21 protein-coding genes are annotated in these 17302 nt (G+C 70.5%); 5 read left to right on the top strand and 16 right to left on the bottom strand.

The features are described from left to right. Positions 1–10: 10 nt before the first annotated feature. Positions 11–640: a LysE family translocator gene (locus tag LG388_RS09300; RefSeq protein ID WP_225782527.1), complete on the bottom strand. Its 630-nt coding sequence runs from the start codon at positions 638–640 to the stop codon at positions 11–13. Between the two features lie 313 nt (positions 641–953). Beyond that, complete coding sequence (locus tag LG388_RS09295; RefSeq protein WP_225782526.1) at positions 954–2003, bottom strand: NADP-dependent oxidoreductase; 1050 nt, start codon at positions 2001–2003, stop codon at positions 954–956. A 264-nt stretch (positions 2004–2267) separates the two neighbouring features. Between LG388_RS09295 and LG388_RS09290 the strand changes: the two genes are divergently transcribed. Beyond that, positions 2268–2723, top strand: a complete 456-nt coding sequence (locus LG388_RS09290; RefSeq protein WP_225782525.1) for a carboxymuconolactone decarboxylase family protein — start codon at positions 2268–2270, stop codon at positions 2721–2723. Positions 2724–2753: 30 nt separating this feature from the next. On the opposite strand, the gene LG388_RS09285 is transcribed toward LG388_RS09290, so the two are convergent. Next, entirely contained in the window at positions 2754–4055 is a 1302-nt protein-coding gene (locus LG388_RS09285) for an aspartate aminotransferase family protein (protein ID WP_225782524.1), read from the bottom strand. 210 nt (positions 4056–4265) lie between these two features. On the opposite strand from LG388_RS09285, the gene LG388_RS09280 reads away from it, so the two are divergent. Further along, a complete protein-coding gene (locus tag LG388_RS09280; protein ID WP_225782523.1) occupies positions 4266–4670 on the top strand; it encodes an RNA-binding protein in 405 nt (134 codons plus the stop codon). Between the two features lie 241 nt (positions 4671–4911). Here the strand turns inward: LG388_RS09280 and LG388_RS09275 are convergent, their stop codons facing one another. The 10 genes from LG388_RS09275 to LG388_RS09230 form a co-directional block, all read right to left on the bottom strand. Then, entirely contained in the window at positions 4912–5754 is an 843-nt protein-coding gene (locus LG388_RS09275; RefSeq protein ID WP_225782522.1) for a DNA/RNA non-specific endonuclease, read from the bottom strand. Between the two features lie 383 nt (positions 5755–6137). Further along, positions 6138–7484, bottom strand: a complete 1347-nt coding sequence (locus LG388_RS09270; protein ID WP_225782521.1) for an ATP-binding protein — start codon at positions 7482–7484, stop codon at positions 6138–6140. Further along, complete coding sequence (locus LG388_RS09265; RefSeq protein ID WP_225782520.1) at positions 7481–8185, bottom strand: response regulator transcription factor; 705 nt, start codon at positions 8183–8185, stop codon at positions 7481–7483. Before LG388_RS09265 ends, LG388_RS09270 begins: the two co-directional genes overlap by 4 nt. Before the next feature lie 79 nt (positions 8186–8264). Next, positions 8265–8726, bottom strand: a complete 462-nt coding sequence (locus tag LG388_RS09260) for a Spy/CpxP family protein refolding chaperone (protein ID WP_225782519.1) — start codon at positions 8724–8726, stop codon at positions 8265–8267. Positions 8727–8779: 53 nt separating this feature from the next. Further along, positions 8780–9154 carry a DUF4148 domain-containing protein gene (locus tag LG388_RS09255; protein WP_225782518.1) on the bottom strand — a complete coding sequence of 125 codons (375 nt, stop codon included), beginning with the start codon at positions 9152–9154 and terminating at the stop codon, positions 8780–8782. Between the two features lie 110 nt (positions 9155–9264). After that, positions 9265–11046 carry a phosphoenolpyruvate--protein phosphotransferase gene (gene ptsP, locus LG388_RS09250; protein ID WP_225782517.1) on the bottom strand — a complete coding sequence of 594 codons (1782 nt, stop codon included), beginning with the start codon at positions 11044–11046 and terminating at the stop codon, positions 9265–9267. Positions 11047–11168: 122 nt separating this feature from the next. Further along, positions 11169–11438, bottom strand: a complete 270-nt coding sequence (locus tag LG388_RS09245) for an HPr family phosphocarrier protein (RefSeq protein ID WP_225782516.1) — start codon at positions 11436–11438, stop codon at positions 11169–11171. Continuing rightward, positions 11407–11865: a PTS sugar transporter subunit IIA gene (locus tag LG388_RS09240; RefSeq protein WP_225782515.1), complete on the bottom strand. Its 459-nt coding sequence runs from the start codon at positions 11863–11865 to the stop codon at positions 11407–11409. Before LG388_RS09240 ends, LG388_RS09245 begins: the two co-directional genes overlap by 32 nt. Further along, a complete protein-coding gene (locus LG388_RS09235; RefSeq protein ID WP_225782514.1) occupies positions 11862–13154 on the bottom strand; it encodes an MFS transporter in 1293 nt (430 codons plus the stop codon). The genes LG388_RS09240 and LG388_RS09235 overlap by 4 nt, the downstream gene beginning before the upstream one ends. Beyond that, positions 13151–13720 carry a hypothetical protein gene (locus tag LG388_RS09230; protein WP_225782513.1) on the bottom strand — a complete coding sequence of 190 codons (570 nt, stop codon included), beginning with the start codon at positions 13718–13720 and terminating at the stop codon, positions 13151–13153. Before LG388_RS09230 ends, LG388_RS09235 begins: the two co-directional genes overlap by 4 nt. A gap of 84 nt (positions 13721–13804) precedes the next feature. Between LG388_RS09230 and LG388_RS09225 the strand changes: the two genes are divergently transcribed. After that, positions 13805–14302, top strand: coding sequence for a TlpA disulfide reductase family protein (locus LG388_RS09225; RefSeq protein WP_225782512.1), 498 nt, complete (start codon positions 13805–13807; stop codon positions 14300–14302). Positions 14303–14431: 129 nt separating this feature from the next. Here LG388_RS09225 and LG388_RS09220 read toward each other — a convergent pair whose 3' ends face one another. Continuing rightward, a complete protein-coding gene (locus tag LG388_RS09220; RefSeq protein ID WP_225782511.1) occupies positions 14432–14890 on the bottom strand; it encodes a cytochrome c in 459 nt (152 codons plus the stop codon). A gap of 193 nt (positions 14891–15083) precedes the next feature. Here LG388_RS09220 and LG388_RS09215 point away from each other — a divergent pair, with 193 nt between their 5' ends. Both LG388_RS09215 and LG388_RS09210 read left to right on the top strand, forming a co-directional pair. Further along, positions 15084–15767 carry a cytochrome b/b6 domain-containing protein gene (locus tag LG388_RS09215; protein ID WP_225782510.1) on the top strand — a complete coding sequence of 228 codons (684 nt, stop codon included), beginning with the start codon at positions 15084–15086 and terminating at the stop codon, positions 15765–15767. A 1-nt stretch (position 15768) separates the two neighbouring features. Beyond that, positions 15769–16362 carry a GNAT family N-acetyltransferase gene (locus tag LG388_RS09210; protein ID WP_370630125.1) on the top strand — a complete coding sequence of 198 codons (594 nt, stop codon included), beginning with the start codon at positions 15769–15771 and terminating at the stop codon, positions 16360–16362. A gap of 58 nt (positions 16363–16420) precedes the next feature. Here the strand turns inward: LG388_RS09210 and LG388_RS09205 are convergent, their stop codons facing one another. Together LG388_RS09205 and rpsQ are read right to left on the bottom strand one after the other, a co-directional pair. After that, positions 16421–16927 carry a peroxiredoxin gene (locus LG388_RS09205; protein ID WP_225782509.1) on the bottom strand — a complete coding sequence of 169 codons (507 nt, stop codon included), beginning with the start codon at positions 16925–16927 and terminating at the stop codon, positions 16421–16423. 102 nt (positions 16928–17029) lie between these two features. Further along, on the bottom strand, positions 17030–17299 hold the full coding sequence (gene rpsQ, locus LG388_RS09200; protein ID WP_225782508.1) for a 30S ribosomal protein S17: 270 nt from the start codon (positions 17297–17299) through the stop codon (positions 17030–17032). Between the last annotated feature and the right edge of the window lie 3 nt (positions 17300–17302).

The following is a 17302-nucleotide window of genomic DNA, read 5'->3' as shown; positions in this document are numbered from 1 at the left end:
AGGCCGCGCTTCAGCGGCGGCGGTCGAGGGCCAGGATGGACAGGCCGGCCGCGACGAAGGTCAAGCCCGCGCCCACGTTCGCCGCCACCACGGCCTTGGGCCGGCGCGCCAGCCAGCCCGACAGCTGTGCGGCAAAGGCGCCCAGCACGCTGAAGAGCAGCGCCGTCACGAGCGCGAAGATCGCGCCGTAGACCAGCATCTGCGTGTGCACCGGCCCGCGCGTGGCCGAGACGAACTGCGGAATGAAAGCCACCACGAACAGCCCCGGCTTGGGGTTGAGCACGTTGGACATCAGACCGACCCAGAACACGCGGCGCAGCGGCTGCTTTGCGGCCGGTTCGAAGGAGATCAGGTTGCGGCTGCGCAAGGCCTTGAACCCCAGCCACAGCAGATAGGCCGCGCCCGCCAGCTTGACGGCCAGGAAGGCCAGCGGCGAGGTCTGGAGCACCAGCGCCAGACCCAGCGTGGCAGCGGTCGTGTGGACCAGGATGCCCAGCCCCGCCCCCGCCGCCGACAGCGCCGCCGCCAGCGGGCCCTGGCTCAACCCACGGCTGACGGCCAGGATGTTGTCCGGGCCGGGCGAGGCGACCACCACCAGGACGGCCGCCAGGTAGGCGATGAGGATGTCGGTCGGGAACATGGTCAGGGGGAAAGAAGGTCCGTGGAGGCGAGGACGCGCGCAGCGGCCCGCCGTGCGTTATAGCGCGGCAGGAGCCGCGTTGCGAGCCATTGCCACATTCACCTGCACGCGCCGGCGTCCTCGTGCAGTCTCAAGCCAGCTGCTTGGACTGCGCCGCCGTGATGAACGGGCGGAAGCGCTCGCACCAGGCGATCACGCAGGCCGCTGGACGCGATGCCGACGTGACGGGCGCGTCGCAGCGGGCCGGCTTCGCGCTTTCGACGGGCTCGGCACGGGCCGAGCGACGCGGCCGCCCGCGCGCTTGCCTGGTCCCTCAGTCCTTCGCCACTTCCAGCACCAGCTTGCCGAAGTTCTCGCCCGAGAACAGCTTGCCCAGCGCCTCGGGGAAGTTCTCGAGGCCCTGCACGACGTCCTCGCGGCTCTTCATGCGGCCGTCCTTGAGGTAGCCGGCCATCTCGGCGATGGCGATGTGATAACGGTCGGCGTAGTCGAACACCACCATGCCTTCCATGCGCGCGCGGTTCACCAGCAGGCTCAGGTAGTTCTTGGGGCCGGCGGCGGGCATGCTGTTGGCGTTGTTGTACTGGCTGATGGCGCCGCAGATGACGATGCGGGCCTTGCGCGCGAGCTTGGCCATCACGGTGTCGAGGATCTCGCCGCCGACGTTGTCGAAGTACACGTCCACACCCTTGGGCGCGTGCTCCTTCAGGCCTTCGCGCACGGCTTGCGGGCCGGCCTTGTAGTCGATGCACGCGTCGAAGCCCAGTTCCTTCACCACCCATTCGCACTTGGCCGGGCCGCCGGCGATGCCGATGGCGCGGCAGCCCTTGATCTTGGCCAGCTGGCCCACGGTCTGGCCGACGGCGCCGGCCGCGCCGGAAACGACCACCGTGTCGCCCGCCTTGGCCAGGCCCACGTCCAGCAGGCCGAAGTAGCCGGTCATGCCGGGCATGCCCAGCACGTTGAGCCACTGGCTGGCGGTGCCGGCCTTCAGGTCGATCTTCGCCAGGCCGCTGCGCTTGACCTCGTCGGCGGCCACCAGCGCATAGTCCTGCACGCCCAGCGTGCCGTAGACGACGTCGCCTTCGGCGAAGCCGGGGTTCTTCGACGCGACCACGCGGCCGACGCCGCCGGCGCGCATCACTTCGCCGATGCCCACGGGCGGGATGTAGCTGCGGCCTTCGTTCATCCAGCCGCGCATGGCCGGGTCCAGCGAGAGCATCAGCGTCTTGACCAGCACGCCGCCTTCGCCGGGTTCGGTCACGGGCGATTCCTGCAGGCGGAAGTTCTCGCGCGTGGCAGCGCCCTGCGGGCGGCTGGCGAGCAGGAACTGGCGGTTGGTGGCGGTGGGTGAAGCGCTCATGGCGAGGTCTCCTGATTCGGTGTTGGACAGCGGACGGGCATCCTAGTGCGCACCGCCTGGACCTGCAGGCGCGCGCGGGACATGGGCAGCGCCGGGCGCATCGCCCGTCTTGCCCACCGGACAGCCCCGCGGCAAAGCCTGGCCGCCGCTGTCTTCCTTCCGCCCGCTGTCACAAACGCGCATCCGCCACCGTCTGCCTGGAGAGGGCGGCCAAGCCGCTGCCCCAAGGACCAAACGCACGCATCCACGAAAGGAGTCCCGATCATGCAACGCGCCAACTGGTTTGCCATCTCGCCCGCGGGCGCCCAGGCCGTCGGCGGCCTTCACCATTACGTCACCACCGGTACGGCGCTGCCGCCGCGCCTGGTCCACCTCGTCTTCCTGCGCGTGTCGCAGCTCAACGGCTGCGCGCATTGCATCGACATCCATTCGCGCGACCTGCTGCAGGAAGGCATGGCCGTCGACACCCTGGTGCTGGTGCCGGTGTGGCACGAGGCGCCGTGGCTCTTCTCCGAGCAGGAACGCGCGGCCCTGGCCTGGGCCGAGGAAGTGACGCACGTGGGCCAGACGCACGCCTCGGACGCGGCTTATGCGGCGGCAGCCAGCGCCTTCAGCGAGAAGGACCTGGTCGACCTGACGCTGGTGATCGCGGCGATGAACGCCATCAACCGCATGGGCGTCAGCTTCCGGCTCAAGCCGCGCGCACGCGCCTTGCCCTGAGCGCGGCCCGCGGCACTGCCGCCAACGACGTCACACCACGCGTTCGATCGCCTGCCCGAGCAGGTGCACGCCGAGGTCGATCTCCTCGTCGCTCACCGTCAGCGGCGGCGCGATGCGGAACACGCCGCCCATGCCGGGCAACTGCACGATGTTCATCGACAGGCCCAGCTTCATGCACTCGCGCGTGATGGCGGCGCCCAGTTCCGGCGCGGCCTGTTTGCCGGCCTTGCTCTTGACGATCTCCATGCCCAGCAGCAGGCCGCGGCCGCGCACGTCGCCGATGCAGTCCATGCGTTCCTGCAGTTGGCGCAGGCCCGCTTCCAGGCGCTGGCCCGCCACGCGCGCGCGCTGCACCAGGCCGTCGCGCTGCACCACTTCCAGCACCTTCACGCCAACGGCGGCGGGCAGCGGATCGGAGACATGCGTGGTGTAGAACAGGAAGCCGCGCTTGTGGCATTCCTCCTCGATGGCTTCGGACGTGAGCACGGCCGCCAGCGGCAGGCCGGCGCCCAGCGTCTTGGACAGCGTGAGGATGTCAGGCACCACGCCATCGCGGTCGCAGGCCAGCATGGTGCCGGTGCGGCCGATGCCGGTCTGCGCCTCGTCCAGGATCAGCAGCATGCCGCGCTCGACGCACTTGGCCTTGAGTGCGGCCAGGTAGCCCAGCGGCAGGTCGATGAGCCCGCCCGAGCTGAGGATCGGCTCGGCGATGAAGGCGGCGAGGTTGCCGCTCGATTGGCGGTCGATCAGGTCGAAGGCATAGTCCAGCTCGGCCTGCCAGTCGAAGCGACCGTCTTTCTCGAAGCGCGGACGGTAGGGGTACGGCGCCGGGATCGCGAAAGAACCCACGGCCGCGGGGCCGTAGCCCTTGCGGCCTGCACTGTAGGTGGCCGAGGCCGCGCCGCCCGTCATCCCGTGCCAGCTCTGCGCAAAGCTCACGACCTCGTGCTTGCCGGTGTAGAGCTTGGCCATCTTGATGGCGGCCTCGTTCGCTTCAGCACCGGTGGTCAGCAGCAGCGCGCGGTCCAGCCCGGCGGGCGTGATCTCGGCCAGTTGCGTGGCTAGGTCGACCACCGGGCGGCTCAGCATGCCGCTGAACAGGTGGTCCAGGCGCTGCGCATACTCGGCCACCACGGCCGCGATCTCGGGGTGGCCGTGGCCCAGCAGCGCGCTCATCTGGCCCGAGGTGAAGTCCAGGATCGCGCGGCCGTCGGCGTCGTAGACGAAGCTGCCCTGGGCGCGCTCGATGATCAGTGGCTCGAAGCTGCCACCGTAGCGGATCAGATGGCGGCGGGCGTGGAGCCAGAAGGCGGGGTCGTCGTTGCGGGACATTTTCGAGGGCATTGCGGTGAGTCAACGGCCCGAGCGTACGAAAACAGGAGGCATGCGCCAAGCGGGACTTCTGCAAGCGTCAGGCTGGGTACACCCCGTGCGCATGGCCGCGACTCTAGAATCGCTACGCGCCGATCAGCGGCGGAATCTGGCCCCCATGCCGGCGCGGCCCTGCTACCAACCCATTACCCATCCAAAGGAGACGAGACGATGAGCAAGTTCAGTATGGAAAAGCCGACCCTGACGTTCAGCGGCGTGTTCTACCCGCGCGGATGGGTGGTTCTCATGTTCGCCACTCCCGACGCTGGGCGAAAGTGCGAAGCCGATCTGAAGACCGGTGGATACAGTGCAGACGACCTGATCTTCGTGAGTTCGGCCGACGTCCTTGCCAATGTGGCCAACACCATCGGGCAGGCGGACAGCGGACTGCCTTCGGTTGGCGCCGAAAGAGGGATGGTGCGCCAGCACGAGACGCTGGCCCGCCAGGGTCATGTCGCTGTACTGGCCTTTGCGCCGAGCGAAGAAGAAGTCGAGCGAGTGATGACGGTGGCCCGCCGCTATCGGCCCAGCTTTGCTCAGAAGTACCACCGCTTCGCAATTGAAGACTTGAGCTGAGCGCTGCCGGCTTTCGTCGCCGCTTCGTTCAATCCAGCCGCGCAGTGACCGACCGGCCGGGCTGGGCATTGTTCAGTTTCAAATGTTGCCTTTGCGGCTACGTCATCAGCCAGCACGGGTGCAGCTCTCGCGGACACTATCGGGGCGGCCGAGTCGGGAATGGGAAACGCCGTGGCTGTAGTCGCGCGCGTGCTGCTGCGGCGGCAGCGAGCCGCGATGCGGGTGGAGCGAGATCGAGGGCTCAATCCGCGCTGTGCAGAAAGTCGATCCCCACTTTCTGCACCAGGGCCTCATAGGCGATGGGCTTCATCGCCTGCGCGCCCGGCTGGTTCTGGTGCCAGTGCGCCCAAAAGCGGCCCGTGGCCGGGTCATGGACCAGCTTGAACAGGTGACTGGGCACGGCCACGCCGGAATCACCGATGCGCGGCGGTCTGCCGTCCCGGAAGGCGGGCCCGGTGAACACATAGACGTCGCCCCGCGCCCGCATCACGTACTGGCGCGTGTCCTGTTCGATCCGGTTCCACGGCCCGCTGTTGTGGCTCGGGTCCTGCGGCACCATGTTGGCCAGGCTGAAGCTCTGGGCCATCGCCTCATCGCTGGGCATGTCGGCCGCCGGCGCCATGTGGCCGCGCGCGTAGCCCGAGCCCCGGTAGTCGTCGAGCTGCACGCGCGCGCTGCCAGGCAGGCGGGCCTCAGCGTAGAAGCGATCCGTGCGGGCGATGGCCTTTGCCGCCCCCAGCGCCGCCCGGTTCAGCCGCTCGACCACGTACACGGGGGTCTTGGTGTCGCCGCTGTACAGAACGGCAAAGGCGTCGAAGCACAGGGCGAACAGCCCTGAAGGTGGGTGCAGCAATTCCGGCGGCTGCCCCTTCGGGAACATGTCTCGGCAGGCGGAGAAATCGCTGCCCGGCGCCGCGCGCGGGGCGGCACCCGGCGATGTCGGCAGGCCGGCGCTTCGCGCTTCATCGGCGCCGTGCGCGGAAGACGCCGGCAGCCGCGCTTCGAGCCAGGGACCGAGGCGCGCGATGCGCTCGCGCATCCACGCCGAGTCCAGCACGGGCGGTGGCGTCCACTGCGGATTCAAGACCCAACTGACGGCGGTGAAGGAGGCCGCCGTTGAAAAAACAAGCGCCGACCAGAAGCCACGTCTGGAGGCGTTTTTTTTAGACCGATTCTTGCTGGAACGAGGGCTGGCTTTCTGGCGCGTGTTGTTCTTGGAAGCAGGCATTCAAACTGACAGAGTCGGGCCGCAGAAAGGCCGGATGTGTTCGCAATCGGGGAGCGGGAGTATGACAGCGGGTGCGCGCGCCCTTCGGGCACGAGAGCGATGTCAGCGCGCTGTGAAGGCCATCGCGTCAGGCCCGCAATCGGTGTGTTCGCTGCTGATCGGAGGGCGCGAAGCCAAGCGTCAAGCGCCTGCAGAGCGGGGCGAGTCCGCCACTTCGGGCGCCTCCTGGCTGATGCGTCTCAAGCCTGCAAGCGCGCCGTGACGGACAGCCCCGGCAGCGCGTTGCGCAGCACCAGTTGGCCGCCATGCGCCTGCGCCACCAGCCGGCACAGGTACAGGCCCAGCCCCACGCCACCCGCGGCGCGCGCGCGGGCGCTGTCGGGCCGGTAGAAGGGCTCGGCCAACTGTGCCAGTTGCGCGTCGGACACGCCGTGGCCGAAGTCGCGCACCTCGATCTCCACGGCCGGGCCGCCATCGGTGGCGGCGCGCAGTTGCAGCACGGGCGCCTGCAGCGTGCCCTCGCCATGGCGCAGCGCGTTGTCGAGCAGGTTGCGGATCAGCAGGCGCACGCGCGCGCGGTCCAGCGCCAGCACCGGCGGCTCGGGCAGCTGCGCGGCGTCGATGCGCACGCGCTGTGCCGCCTCGCCCGTGGCGCCGCCGCGCGCGGCCAGCTCGGCCAGCACCTCGCGCGCCAGTTGCGGCAGGTCGACCGGCTCACGCTGCAGCGCACCGTGCGGGCTGGCCAGGCGCTCGCTTTCGAGCAGGTCGCTGATCAGGTCGCGCATTTCGCCCAGGTCGCGCAGCAGCGCGGCGCGTTCGGCCACGCCCTCGCCGGTCTCGGGCAGCAGTTCGGCATTGAGGCGCGCGCGCGTCAGCGGGGAACGCAGCTCGTGGCTCATGGCCAGCAGCAGGGCGCGCTTGGCATCGAGCATGGCCTGGATGTCCTGCGCCATGGTGTTGATGCGCTGTGCCAGCTCGCCCAGGTCGTCGGCGCGGCGCACGGGAATGGGCGTGGCGAAGTCGCCGCGGCCGAAGCGCTGCGCGCCTTCGCGGATGTCGATCAGCGGCCGCAGCAGCCGCTGCACCACGGCATAGGCCAGCGCCACCAGGCCCAGCAGGGCCGCCAGCGTGACCCAGCCGGTGGCATGCGGCACGATGCGCCACAGCCGCGGCGACCAGCCGAAGACGATGCGGTGGCCATCGGCCGAGCGGCGCACGAACCATTCGTCGTTGCCGTGCTCGTCCACCAGCGCCTGCTCGGGAATGCGGCCGTGGCGCCAGCGCCGGGGACCGTCGGAGATCGAAGACCAGTTGACCTGCGGCCCGCTGATCTGCAGCGTGATGGGCAGCCGCTCCACCATGGCCTGCGCGCGCGCCACGTCGGGCGGCGTGCCGAGCTCGGCCACCAGCCGGTCGGCGTAGTCGATGATCATGGGCCGCGTGGCATCGGACATGCCGCTGGTGAAGGCGCGCTTGACGCCGCCCATGAAGATGCCGGCCGTGGCCAGCGCCAGCAGCATGAACAGCAGCACCAGCCGCACGCGCAGCGACCGGCGCCAGCGCACGGTGCCGAACGGCGTCTTCATGGGGCGCCGGGGGCCGGGGCCGCCGCCAGCGTGTAGCCCGCGTTGCGCAGCGTCTTGATGCAGTCCAGCGGCTCCAGCTTGCGGCGCAGCCGGCTCACCACGATGTCCACCGCGCGGGTGTAGAGGTCGGCCTCCTGCCCGCGCAGGCGGTTGAGGATGTCGTCGCGGCTGAACACCGTGCCGGGCTCGCGCGCCAAGAGGGCCAGCAGCTCGAACTCGGTGCTGGTCAGCGCCACGGCCTCGCCCTGGCGCAGCACCTGGCGGCGCGTGAGGTCCACGCTCAGGCCTTCGAAGCGCAGCAGCGTGTCGGGCGCGGCCGGCGCGGCGCGCACGCGCTGGCGGCGCAGGATGGTCTGCACGCGCGCCACCAGCTCGCGCGGCTCGAAGGGCTTGGGCAGGTAGTCGTCGGCGCCCATCTCCAGGCCCACCACGCGGTCCATCACGTCGCCGCGCGCCGTGAGCATGACGATGGGAATGTCGCCGAAGCCGGGCTGCGCGCGGATCTCGCGGCACAGCGCGAAGCCGTCCATCTCGGGCAGCATGACGTCGAGGATGGCCGCGTCATAGTCCTGGGCGCGCAGGCGCGCCAGGCCCTCGCTGGGGCGCTGCGCGCTGTCGAGCGTGCAGTCGAAGCGCGCGAAATAGCTGGCCAGGGGCGCGGCCAGGTGCGCGTCGTCGTCGATCAGCAGGATGCGGGGCATGGGCAGATTGTGCGACGCGCCGTAACACGCCGCGATCACGAGGCCGCAGGGCATGGCGGGCAGGCGCCGGGCCTTGGGCTCAGCCGTGGCGGCCCCAGCGGCGCCCGCCGCGCTCGAGGAACTCGCGCACCTGCTGCTGCTGCGCGGGGCGCAGGTGATCGTAGAAGTCGGCCGCCGCGGCAATCACCTCGGGGCTGCCCAGGCGCACCGCGTTGAGCTTCTCGTCCAGCAGGCGTTGGGCCCCGGCCTGGTCGAGCTTGTCGCCCGCGATCAGCGCCCGCAGCCCGGCCTTCGGGTCGGCGCCGCCGCGCAAGCTCTGGCGCTGCGCCTGGAGCTTTTGCGCCAGCACGTCCAGCTTCTGCTTCTGCGCGGCATCGAGGTCCAGCTTGTGGCCCATGCGCTCGACCATGCGGGCGCGCAAGGCGCTGCCATCGCCCTCGGGGCCGCGGTCGCGGTGGCCGGCACACCCGGCCAGGCTGCCGGCCAGCACGCCGGCGCCCAAGAGGCCGAACAGGGAACGGCGAATCCAGCTTTTCTTCATTGGGAACTCCTGAGGAAGGCGCGCGAGCGCCAAGGCCGATGGGGACGGCGAAATCAGTTCGCGCTCGGCAACTGGCCGGCGGCCTGCAGGCGCGCGGTGGCCGGGTTGGGCAGCGTGGAGATCACGGTGCTGTTCACGCGCGAGCCGGGCGTGACGTTCTGGTCGGGCGCATGCGCGGCCAGCATGGCTTCGGCCTGCACCTGGGCGCGGCTGCGCGAGGACGCCAGGGCGCCCATCGGCACGGCGACGGCGGGGATGTTCTGGTCGGCGGCCTGCGCGGCCTGCACCGCTTCGGCCTGCACGGCGCCGCGGCTCAGGGCCGACACGGTGGGCGCGCTGTGGGCGTGGTAGTCCTCGGCCTGAGCGGCGGTGGTGGCACCCAGCAGGGCGACGAGGGCGGCGGCGAGGAAGGAAGAACGGTGGGACATCGAGGACTCCTTGCAGAAGGGGTTGAGGAGCCCTGATGGTGCGCGGCAGGCCGTGCGCGCGGTTTTCGGCAGCGTCGCGTTGTGTTTCGTTTTTTGTCGAGGCGCGCGCCTCAGGCGCCCAGCAGTTCCGCCGGATCGTCGCTGTCCAGCACCTGCTGCGCCCAGGGCGCCAGCTTGCCGCTGTCGGCGCGCAGCACTTCCTGCTTCACGGCCAGGATCTGCGACGGGTGCATGGAGAAGCTGCGCAGGCCCAGGCCCAGCAGCAGGCGCGTGAACTGCACGTCGCCTGCCATCTCGCCGCACACGCTCACGCCCTTGCCCTGGCGCCGGCATTCGGCGATGGTGTCGGCCACCAGCCGCAGCACGGCCGGGTGGCAGGGGTCGTACAGGTGCGACACGGCCTCGTCGGCGCGGTCGATGGCCAGCGTGTACTGGATCAGGTCGTTGGTGCCGATGGACAGGAAGTCGAAGTGCTTGAGGAACACGCGCAGCATCAGCGCGGCGGCCGGAATCTCGATCATCGCGCCCAGCTTCACCTCGCCCTGCGGGATGCCCTGGCCGCGCAGCTCGGCGCGGGCCTGCTCGAGGAGCGCCAGCGTCTGCCGGATCTCGCGCGCATGCGCGAGCATGGGAATCAGCAGCTGCACCGGCCCGTGCGCCGCCGCGCGCAGGATGGCGCGCAGCTGCACCAGGAACATGGCCGGCTCCGCCAAGCTCCAGCGGATGGCGCGCAGGCCCAGCGCGGGGTTCAGGTATTCCTGCTTGCTGCCCTTGCCGTCCAGCGGCTTGTCGGCGCCGATGTCGATGGTGCGGATGGTGACGGGCATGCCGCGCATGCCGTCCACGGCGCGGCGGTAGGCCGCGTACTGTTCTTCTTCGTCGGGCAGGCGCGTGAGGCTGCGCGCCTCGCGGCCCATGAACAGGAATTCGCTGCGGAACAGGCCCACCCCCACGGCGCCGGCCTTCACGGCGGCCTCGCTGTCCTCGGGCATCTCGATGTTGGCGAGCAGTTCGACCGGCTCGCCGTCCAGCGTGATGGCCGGCTTGTGGCGCAGGCGCCAGAGCCGTTCGCGCTCCAGCTCGCCCTGGCGCTGCTTGAAGCCGTATTCGGCCAGGATGATGGGCGAGGGGTCGACGATCACCACGCCGGCCTCGCCGTCGATGATGACCCAGTCGTCCTGCCGCACCAGCTGGCTGGCGCTGCGCGCGCCGACTACGGCCGGGATGTCCATGCTGCGCGCCACGATGGCCGTGTGCGAGGTCTTGCCGCCCACGTCGGTCACGAAGCCCGCGAACACGCTCTTCTTGAACTGCAGCATGTCGGCCGGCGACAGGTCGTGCGCCACCAGCACCAGCGGCGCGTCGAAGCCGTCGCCTTCGTCTTCGTCCCCCTCGGTGCGTGCGCGGCGCGGCGGCGGCGTGGGCGCCAGCACGGCGGCCGTGCCCTTCATCTGCCGCAGCAGGCGCTCCACCACCTGTTCCAGGTCGGCCTTGCGCTCGCGCAGGTAGGGGTCCTCCATCTCGTCGAACTGCCGCGCCACCACTTCCAGCTGCGTGGTCAGCGCCCATTCGGCGTTGTACAGGCGCTCGCTGATCCAGTGCTTGACGCCTTCGGTGAGCGCCTCGTCCTGCAGCAGCATCTGGTGCACTTCCAGCAGCGCCGCCAGCTCGTGCGGCGTTTCCTCGCGCGTCATCTGCGACACGCTGGCCTGCAGCCGGACCAGTTCCTGGCTCACCGCGTCGCGGGCCGTGCGCAGGCGGCCGATCTCGGCGTCCACCTCCCAGGGCTGGATGAAGTAGTGCGCCACGTCGAGGCGGCTGGAGACGACCAGCACGGCACGCCCGATGGCGATGCCGCGGGCGACGGGAAGGCCGTGCAGGGAGAGGGTCATGGCAATCTCAAGCGGCGGGGTGCCGCGAAGGCACCGGCCCTCCGCGCGACCACCCCGGGGCGGCAGGCGCCCCCTCGGGGGCCAGTGGACGGCACGCAGCGGAGAGCGGGGGGATCATGGGCCTATTCGCCTTCACCGAACTTGTCGTTGATCAGGGCCAGCAGGGCGTCCATGGCCTGCTGCTCCTGCGCGCCCTCGGTCTCCACCTCCACCGTGGTGCCCAGGCCCGCGGCCAGCATCATCACGCCCATGATGCTCTTGGCGTTGACGCGGCGCTCGCCGCGCGAGAGCCACACCTCGCAAGGGAAGCTGCCGGCCAGCTTCGTGAGCTTGGCCGAGGCCCGCGCATGCAGGCCCAGCTTATTGCTGATGGTCACGGATGTCTTGATCACTGAAAGCTCTCCTCACCTGATTCTGGGGCGCGGCCACGGCCACCTGCATCACGCCCGCCGTGCCGCCCGCAATGGCCCGCTGCACCAGGGCATCGAGCGACTCGTGCCGGTAGCTCACGGCGCGCAGCAGCATGGGCAGGTTCACGCCGGCCACCAGCCGCGAGCGCACACCGTCGACCAGCTGCTGTGCCACGTTGCAGGGCGTGGCGCCGAACACGTCGGTGAGCACCAGCACCTGGGACTGCGGGCTGCGGCCGCCGAGCTGCGCGAGCAGGATGCGCGCCGCGGCCAGCGATTCCTCGGGCGCGGCCCGGGCCTGGACGTCGAGCGCGGCGATGCCGGCCTCCGCCTCCGGGAACACATGCAGCGCGCATTGCCGCAGCGCATGGGCCAGCGGCGCGTGGGCGATCAGAAGGATGCTGTTCATGAGGCAGGAAGGGAGGCCGGCCGATCATACGGGCGCGCCCAGAGGAAAAAGAGGTAGGCGCCAACGCTGCAGGCCCAGAACACGGCCAGGCTCAGGCGGAAGGCCATGGGCTCGGGCTGGCCCAGGGCCAGGCCCAGGTCGATCAGCAGGCCCACGCCCCATTGCAGCGTGAAGATGCCGACGAACACCGCCAGGTTGTAGGCCGACAGCGCCCGCCCCGCCAGCGCCGGCGGCAAGGCCAGCGCGGCGGCCGGCTGGGCCAGCGACACGGGGGTCGCGCTCATGCCGTACAGCACCCACAGCCCGACGCCGGCCTGCGGCCCCAGCAGCCAGATGGCGGCCAGCACCGCCAGGTTCAGCGGCAGCAGCAGGGCCATCAGGCGCGGCGCCGTCCAGCCGCGGCGCAGCAGCCAGGGATTGGCCAGGCCCCAGAGCCAGTAGCAGGCAAGCAGCGTGAGGCTGACGGCGAACAGGCCTTCGGCCGCCTCCTGGGGCGTTCGACCGCCCACGCGGATCAGCCAGGGCACGATCCACAAGGTCTGCAGGGCCGCGAGCCCGCCGTTGAAGAAAAAGCCCAGCGGAACCACGCTGCGGAAGAAGGGCGAGCGCCAGACCGCGGCATCGCCGCCCACGGCCGCGTGCGACGGCGCAGGCGCAGGCGCAGGGGCCGTGGCCGGCGCCGCACCGCGCGGCACGGCCCAGGCGATGCCCGCCATCGCCAGCCCCACGCCGGCCGCCAGCAGCCAGAACAGCGGGCGCCAGCCGACCAGCGGCAGCAGCCACTGCACCGGCAGCGTGGCCGCCACCACGCCCGAGGAGCCGACCATCAGCATCCATGAGGCGCTGCGCAGCTGCATCGCGGGCGTGAACCAGCGCCGGTAGCCCGTGAGCGGGGCCATCAGGCAGGCGCTGACGCCCACGCCCGTGAGCACGCGCGCGAGCAGCAGCACGCCGAAGGACTGTGCGAAGGAGAACAGCAGGCAGCCGGCGACCGCCAGCCCCAGGAAGGCCAGCTCGACCCGGCGCGGGTCGTGCCGGTCCAGCCAGCGGCCCAGCGGCAGCTGCGTGAGCGCGAAGCCCAGGAAGTAGCCGGCGGCCAGCAGGCCGAGATCGCCAGCGTCGAGCGCGAATTCCTGCGTGAGCGTGGGCGAGAGCGTGGCGGTGATCGCCCGGATCAGCGTGGACAGGAAGTACGCCAGTGCGAAGGCCGAGAAGACCAGGACGGCGCGGCGGCCGCCGAGCGCGGCGGCGGCTGGCGCGCAGGACGGCGCGGGCGGCGCAGCGCTCATCGGGGCTGCAGCCCGTCGAAGAAGGTGGCGGCAGCATCGGCCGCCGAGGGCTCGCCCAGCACCGTGGCCTGGTACAGCGTGACCCGGCCCTGCGCGTCGGCGCGCGCGAACCAGCGCATGCGCGCCAGCGGCGGGGCGGCGTCGCCCTCGGCCAGCAGCAGCCAGTGCTGGGCGGGCGGCGCCACGGCCATCGCCGCCATGGGCGCCTCGCTCGCCTGCACGATCGCGCGTTCCCACTGCGCGCGTGTCGCACGCTGCCACAGCTTGAGGCGCTCGGGCGCCTCTTCGGCCGTGAGGCCGGGCCACTGCGCGACGGCGAAGGTGGCGCCGCCCGCCATGCAGCCGGCCATGCCGATGGTGGCCTTCAGGCCTTCGGGCGCCAGCGGCAGCTCGCGTTCGGCGCGGTCCGGCTTGCAGGGCAGCAGCGCCTTGACCTGGCCGTCCAGCGGCACCTCGCGCCAGTTGAAGACGGGGCTGCAGGCCATGGCCAGGCTCGCCAGAGCAAGGGTGGCAGCCAGCCTGGGCACGAAGCCCGGACGGCGCGAGGGAAAGGTCTGAGAAGCCATGCCACTTGTTCGGTCGCCGGCGGGCGGAGCCTGTGGGAAGGCCGCGGAACTTAGAATCCGCCCACCTTCTCCGACCGAGTCACCATGAAGAAAGTCCTCTATGTTGCCGCATTCGCGGCCGCGCTGGCGGTCGGCGCAGGCGTGTACCTGAGCAGCGGCGCCACGGCCGCGCCCGCCTCCACCTTCGTGCTGCTCGACGGCAGCAAGAGGAGCACCGAGGACTTGAAGGGCCAGGTGACGCTGGTGAACTTCTGGGCCACCAGCTGCGTGACCTGCGTGGCCGAGATGCCGCAGATCGCCGCCACGCACGAGAAGTACAAGGGCCGGGGCTACGACACGCTGGCCGTGGCCATGAGCTACGACCCGCCGAGCTACGTGGTCAACTTCGCGCAGTCGCGCAAGCTGCCCTTCTCCGTCGCCATCGACAACACGGGCGCCGTCGCCCAGGCCTGGGGCGACGTGAAGCTCACGCCCACCACCTACCTGGTCAACAAGCGCGGCGAGATCGTCAAGCGCTATGTGGGCGAGCCCGACTTCGCCGAGCTGCACCGCCTGATCGAGAAGCTGCTGGCCGAGGCCTGAACCTGCTTGCGGGCTCGCGCGGGCACCGGGGTTTTCGGTACTGCGCTCACGCAAACGGCGACCCGCAGGTCGCCGTTTTCGCTGGCGGGGCGAGGGATGCGCCGCCGGCGGCGCCCCTCGCGTCGCACCTCAGTTGCGGTACGCGTCGTGGCAAGCCTTGCACGAGGCGCCGGCACCGCCGATGGCGGCCTTGATGGCGTCCAGGCTGCCGGTCTTGGCGGCGGCCGCCACCTTGGCGACTTCGGTCTCGGCGCGCGTGGCCGCGGCCTTGAACTTGTCCTGCTCCTTCCAGATCGCCGGCGAGGCCTTGCCGCCCTCGGTGCCCGGGCCGAAGCCGGCCCAGGGCAGCTTGATCAGCTCGGCCGCGCGCGCCGAAGCGGCCTCGGCCACCTTGGCGTCGAAGTCGGCGCGGCCGCTGGCCATGTCCGCCACCTGCTTGAAGTTCTGCTGCATTTCCTTCAGCGTGGCCTGGCGGAACTTGATGGCCTCCTGCGGCGTGGCGAAGGTCTGCGGGGCCTGGGCCTGTGCCGACAGACCCGCCAGGGCCAGCGCGCAGAACGCCAGCGTGGGGAGCATGGAACGTGACATGGGGTTTCCTGTTTCTTCGTGGAGGATTGACCGCCGGGTGCTTGCCCGCGCACCCGGCTGCGGCGAAGTGTAGAGGTGGCCCGTGGCGCCCAGGCAAAGGCCCCGCGCGCCCACGGAATCCCGGCGCCCCTCTGCGCGGGCGCCCGCATTTGTTAATCTGGCGGCCCGCCAGTCCGCCCCGATGTCCATCGCAATGACCGCCACGCCCCCCGATCGCCAGCGCCTGCGCGTGTGGGACCTGCCCACGCGCCTGTTCCACTGGAGCCTGGCCGTGAGCGTGGTGGGCCTGATCGTCAGCGCCAAGACGGGGGCGATGGACTGGCATTTCCGGCTCGGCTACTTCGTGCTGGCATTGCTGCTGTTCCGCCTGCTCTGGGGCTTCGTCGGCGGGCGCTGGTCGCGCTTCTCCGCCTTCGTCTATTCGCCCGCTGCGCTGATCGCTTACCTGCGCGGCCGCGCCGCGCCCGCGCACCGCATCGGCCACACGCCGCTGGGCGCGCTGTCGGTGTTCGCGCTGCTCGGGGTGCTGCTCGTTCAGGTGCTCTCGGGCCTGATGTCCGATGACGCCATCACCTTCACCGGCCCACTGGCCACGCGGGTGCCCGGCGCCTGGTCCAGTGCCGCCATGGACTGGCACAAGGAGGCCGGGCAGTGGCTGGTCATCGCCCTGCTCGTGCTGCACGCGTTCGCCGTGCTCGTCTACGTGCTCTTCAAGCGCCAGACGCTGGTGCGGCCCATGCTGTCGGGCGACAAGACCGTGGAGCCCGCGCTGGCCGTGCCGGCCAGCCGCGACGACTGGGCCAGCCGTGGCGTGGCGCTGCTGCTCTTCGGCCTGTGCGCCGCGCTGGCGCGCTGGGTGGCGTCGATGCAGGGCTGAGATGAGCTTCAGCACCATGATCCGTCCCCCCGCGGCTGCCGCCCCCGCCCCCACGCATGCCACGCCAGTGTGCGTGCTCAGCATCGACGCCGCAGCGGACATGGATGCGGTCCGGACGATCTTCGAGGAATATGGCCGCAGCCTCAGCGTGGACCTGGGCTTCCAGGGCTTCGAAGCCGAACTGGCGGCGCTGCCCGGCGACTACGCCGCGCCGCGCGGCGCCCTCCTGCTCGCGCTGGCCGGCGCCGAGGACGCCGCACCGGTGCAAGACGCCTGGCGCCGCCCCGACGGCGCCTGGGGCCAGGTCGCCGGCTGCTGTGCCCTGCGGCCGCTGGACACGGTGGATTACGTGAACGCGGCGGAAATGAAGCGCCTGTACGTGCGGCCGGGCTACCGCGGCCTGGGCCTGGGGCGGCAACTGGTGGAGGCCACGCTCGATGCGGCGCGGCATGCCGGCTATTCCTGCGTGCTGCTGGACACGCTGGACGACATGGAGTCCGCACGCGCGCTCTACGAAGACCTGGGCTTCGTCGAAGTGCCGCCTTACTACCACAATCCCGTGGCGGGCTCGCACTACCTCAAGGTCGATCTCTGAGGAGCGCAGGCGGCGCTGCGCCCCCTTCACGAGGGGGCGCGCAAAGCCCCTGCAGCGCTCAGCCCTTGGCCTGGGCCAGCAGCGTGGCCGCGTCGCTGACTTCGAACTTCCCCGGGGCTTCCACGTTCAGCGAGACGACCTTGCCGTCCTTCACCAGCATCGAATAGCGGTTGCTGCGCACCCCCATGCCGCGCGACGTCAGGTCCAGCGTCAGGCCCGTGGCCTTGGCGAAATCGCCGCTGCCATCGGCCAGCATGCGCACCTTGCCGGCGGTCTTCTGGTCGCGCGCCCAGGCGCCCATGACGAAGGCGTCGTTCACGCTCAGGCACCAGATTTCGTCGACGCCGGCGGCCTGGAACGCAGCGTGCTGCTCCACGTAGCCGGGCACATGCTTGGCCGAGCAGGTGGGGGTGAAGGCACCGGGCAGCGCGAACAGCGCAATCGTCTTGCCCGCGCTCGCCTGGGCGACGTCGACGGGGTTCGGGCCGATGCTGCAGCCTTCGCCCTCCACCTCCGAGTATTCGTACAGCGTGGTCGCAGGCAGGGTGTCGCCGATCTTGATCATGGTCTGAGGTCCTTGTGAGCTTCGGAAAAAAGAAAACGGCCCACATTGTGGGCCGTTTTCAAATAGCCATCCCCGCAGGGCGGCGAAAGGCGCGGGTCAGAATCAGACCACGGCCGCCTTCTCGACCAGGCGCGTGGCGATCCAGTTCTTGGACTTGGAGATCGGACGCGACTCCGTGATCTCGATCAGATCGCCCAGGTGGTACTCACCTTGCTCGTCGTGCGCGTGGTACTTGCTCGACTTGATCATGATCTTGTCGTAGATCGGGTGCTTCACGCGACGCTCGACCAGCACGGTCACCGTCTTGGCGCGCTTGTCGCTGACGACCTTGCCGATCAGGGTGCGCTTGAGGGATTTTTGAGCTTCCGTCATGTT

The sequence above is a fragment of the Xenophilus sp. Marseille-Q4582 genome, from assembly GCF_916700565.1.
Lineage (GTDB): Bacteria > Pseudomonadota > Gammaproteobacteria > Burkholderiales > Burkholderiaceae_C > Xenophilus.
Note: the sequence above shows the minus strand (reverse complement) of the source record. Positions and strands in the feature narration are given on the sequence as shown.

Excerpts from the sequence above, each read along its gene's own strand:
- LG388_RS09300 (WP_225782527.1), bottom strand. The coding sequence starts at position 640 with ATGTTCCCGACCGACATCCTCATCGCCTACCTGGCGGCCGTCCTGGTG.
- LG388_RS09295 (WP_225782526.1), bottom strand. The coding sequence starts at position 2,003 with ATGAGCGCTTCACCCACCGCCACCAACCGCCAGTTCCTGCTCGCCAGC.
- LG388_RS09290 (WP_225782525.1), top strand. The coding sequence starts at position 2,268 with ATGCAACGCGCCAACTGGTTTGCCATCTCGCCCGCGGGCGCCCAGGCC.
- LG388_RS09285 (WP_225782524.1), bottom strand. The coding sequence starts at position 4,055 with ATGTCCCGCAACGACGACCCCGCCTTCTGGCTCCACGCCCGCCGCCAT.
- LG388_RS09280 (WP_225782523.1), top strand. The coding sequence starts at position 4,266 with ATGAGCAAGTTCAGTATGGAAAAGCCGACCCTGACGTTCAGCGGCGTG.
- LG388_RS09270 (WP_225782521.1), bottom strand. The coding sequence starts at position 7,484 with ATGAAGACGCCGTTCGGCACCGTGCGCTGGCGCCGGTCGCTGCGCGTG.
- LG388_RS09265 (WP_225782520.1), bottom strand. The coding sequence starts at position 8,185 with ATGCCCCGCATCCTGCTGATCGACGACGACGCGCACCTGGCCGCGCCC.
- LG388_RS09260 (WP_225782519.1), bottom strand. The coding sequence starts at position 8,726 with ATGAAGAAAAGCTGGATTCGCCGTTCCCTGTTCGGCCTCTTGGGCGCC.
- LG388_RS09255 (WP_225782518.1), bottom strand. The coding sequence starts at position 9,154 with ATGTCCCACCGTTCTTCCTTCCTCGCCGCCGCCCTCGTCGCCCTGCTG.
- ptsP (WP_225782517.1), bottom strand. The coding sequence starts at position 11,046 with ATGACCCTCTCCCTGCACGGCCTTCCCGTCGCCCGCGGCATCGCCATC.
- LG388_RS09240 (WP_225782515.1), bottom strand. The coding sequence starts at position 11,865 with ATGAACAGCATCCTTCTGATCGCCCACGCGCCGCTGGCCCATGCGCTG.
- LG388_RS09235 (WP_225782514.1), bottom strand. The coding sequence starts at position 13,154 with ATGAGCGCTGCGCCGCCCGCGCCGTCCTGCGCGCCAGCCGCCGCCGCG.
- LG388_RS09230 (WP_225782513.1), bottom strand. The coding sequence starts at position 13,720 with ATGGCTTCTCAGACCTTTCCCTCGCGCCGTCCGGGCTTCGTGCCCAGG.
- LG388_RS09225 (WP_225782512.1), top strand. The coding sequence starts at position 13,805 with ATGAAGAAAGTCCTCTATGTTGCCGCATTCGCGGCCGCGCTGGCGGTC.
- LG388_RS09220 (WP_225782511.1), bottom strand. The coding sequence starts at position 14,890 with ATGTCACGTTCCATGCTCCCCACGCTGGCGTTCTGCGCGCTGGCCCTG.
- LG388_RS09215 (WP_225782510.1), top strand. The coding sequence starts at position 15,084 with ATGACCGCCACGCCCCCCGATCGCCAGCGCCTGCGCGTGTGGGACCTG.
- LG388_RS09210 (WP_370630125.1), top strand. The coding sequence starts at position 15,769 with ATGAGCTTCAGCACCATGATCCGTCCCCCCGCGGCTGCCGCCCCCGCC.
- LG388_RS09205 (WP_225782509.1), bottom strand. The coding sequence starts at position 16,927 with ATGATCAAGATCGGCGACACCCTGCCTGCGACCACGCTGTACGAATAC.
- rpsQ (WP_225782508.1), bottom strand. The coding sequence starts at position 17,299 with ATGACGGAAGCTCAAAAATCCCTCAAGCGCACCCTGATCGGCAAGGTC.